Genomic DNA, 1,780 nt, shown 5'->3' on the forward strand with positions numbered 1-1,780 from the left:
ATAGCGTAGTCAAATGTGATCTCTTCACCAACGGCAATATCTCTTCTAGCCACGAAATCATGTCCACCCGTTTCATTTACATGGATACCACAATTGGGATCGCAAGAATGATTGACCTTGTGGATCATACCAGCATGAATTACATATTTATCTTTGCCAATTTGAGAGGCATGGGAATTGTTTTCTGATAAAACTTGTTCGATTCTACCAACCATTACGATCTCTCCAGCTTTCAAGATATCGGTTGCAAACATGCCTTCCCCTTTTTCCGGAGTATCTCTGAGTTCAAATCTTTCAGTCATTATCCTTAGTCTCGTTTTCGATATTTTTAGAAAACCACACAAATTGCTATAACTGCTCACCCCAGGGAAGCAGCTCTTACGAGAATATCACACTTCGGGAGCCAAAAAACTACTTATTAAAACCTTACAGAATCTTCGACGGGGGCGAAAGCTGACTCAAATCATTGTATAGCAAGCATTTGAGAGCACTGATCTCGAAAAAGATTAAACGTTGTTGCTGGAGGGGCGACAAATCGCCCAACAATCAACCAGGCAGGGAGATCCAATGAAGTAGTCTCCCAAAATATGAGAAACTCTTATCAACAAATAGAGCAACTTGTGCTAGAAAAACAACGCTCTCGATTGTCAACAAAACCGTTCTGTGTTTCCTGTTAATTTTTTCTATCAATTCCTGATTTATCAGAACACCAAAAACTACTCTTATTTATTGAATACTGCTCCCGATTCCCGATTCCCTACTCCCTACTCCCTACTCCCTACTCCCTACTCCCTTAAAAAAAAATAGCCGCAGAAATACTATCCACGGCTAGGAAATTTACCTTATCTGATTCCGTTTTCAACCCTATCGGGACCTGCTCCCATGGGAGCAGACTCGATGGTTTTGCCAGGGGGCTTTGCCCCCCAGAAAGTTAATCCGTTAACCCAGAGTTATGTACTTGGTCATCATCGTAATAAATTCTCCAGGAATCCCCGTCGGTTGCAAAGGACTCCACTCCAAAATCTCCGCATAACGCAGTAGATAAAGAGTATGGATGGTGTTGATGATAGCCTTGCGGGAGCCCTTCAGAATGTGCTTAACAGGGTATTTTTTTGGAGAAGATTCCTGAGGATTATTACTAGGAGTGATATCAGGGTAAACGCATCTAACTTAATTAAGTTATTTAAAAATCTACATTTCTCAATTTTAACTATTAACAATCAAGGGATTGGAGCTGACTAAAAATTTTTGACCGCGTCCTCCCTTAGTTGCCGAAATCTTAAGCAGGTGCACAAAATTAATTACACATTTTCCAAAACTCAAAGCCTTACGATGTAAGGGGTACAGAGATTGGTAGTAGGAAATTAATTTGGTAATGGTGTTTAACTCATAAATTTGGGTTTATATTCGGCTTATTCTCTTGGATAAAACTTGACTAACAAGTCCCTAGTTATTTACTGGCAGATGCTAAAATTTTGACTAAATAGTTATTGTCCATAGCTGCTCGATAGCGTTTCATCTTTAAACTTCCTTTAAAGCTTGTTTCTTGTTTCATTAGATTTAAAGCTAAACGACGTAGTAAAGCCAAGTTTTCAGGATAATTATCCTTGCGAATACGACTACTATCTTCATAAAATGTGACATCTAATATCCAATGTAAGCTGTTTTCAATCCCCCAATGACTGCGGATAGCTTTAGCAATTTTATCAGCATTATTTTCCAAACTACTTATGTAAAAACGAACTTCAGTGGTTGTTTTATTCCACAAACGTCGCTCACT

General features: G+C 39.0%; 4 protein-coding genes. 1 reads left to right on the forward strand and 3 read right to left on the reverse strand.

Features of this window, described 5'->3' with window-relative positions; all coding sequences use genetic code 11:
* A partial coding sequence (locus F6K51_RS36675; protein ID WP_293030937.1) for an SET domain-containing methyltransferase occupies positions 1 to 302 on the reverse strand: 302 nt, incomplete at its 3' end.
* 361 nt (positions 303 to 663) lie between these two features.
* On the opposite strand from F6K51_RS36675, the gene F6K51_RS36680 reads away from it, so the two are divergent.
* The gene (locus F6K51_RS36680; protein ID WP_293030940.1) at positions 664 to 807 is read left to right on the forward strand and encodes a hypothetical protein; all 144 of its coding nucleotides are present in this window, start codon (positions 664 to 666) and stop codon (positions 805 to 807) included.
* Between the two features lie 132 nt (positions 808 to 939).
* Here F6K51_RS36680 and F6K51_RS36685 read toward each other — a convergent pair whose 3' ends face one another.
* Both F6K51_RS36685 and F6K51_RS36690 read right to left on the reverse strand, forming a co-directional pair.
* Entirely contained in the window at positions 940 to 1,149 is a 210-nt protein-coding gene (locus F6K51_RS36685) for a hypothetical protein (protein ID WP_293030946.1), read from the reverse strand.
* 301 nt (positions 1,150 to 1,450) lie between these two features.
* The coding region (locus tag F6K51_RS36690) for an ISAs1 family transposase (protein WP_293030943.1) at positions 1,451 to 1,780 on the reverse strand (330 nt) is incomplete at its 5' end.

It is taken from the genome of Moorena sp. SIO3I8 (assembly GCF_010692325.1).
Classification (GTDB): Bacteria; Cyanobacteriota; Cyanobacteriia; order Cyanobacteriales; family Coleofasciculaceae; genus Moorena.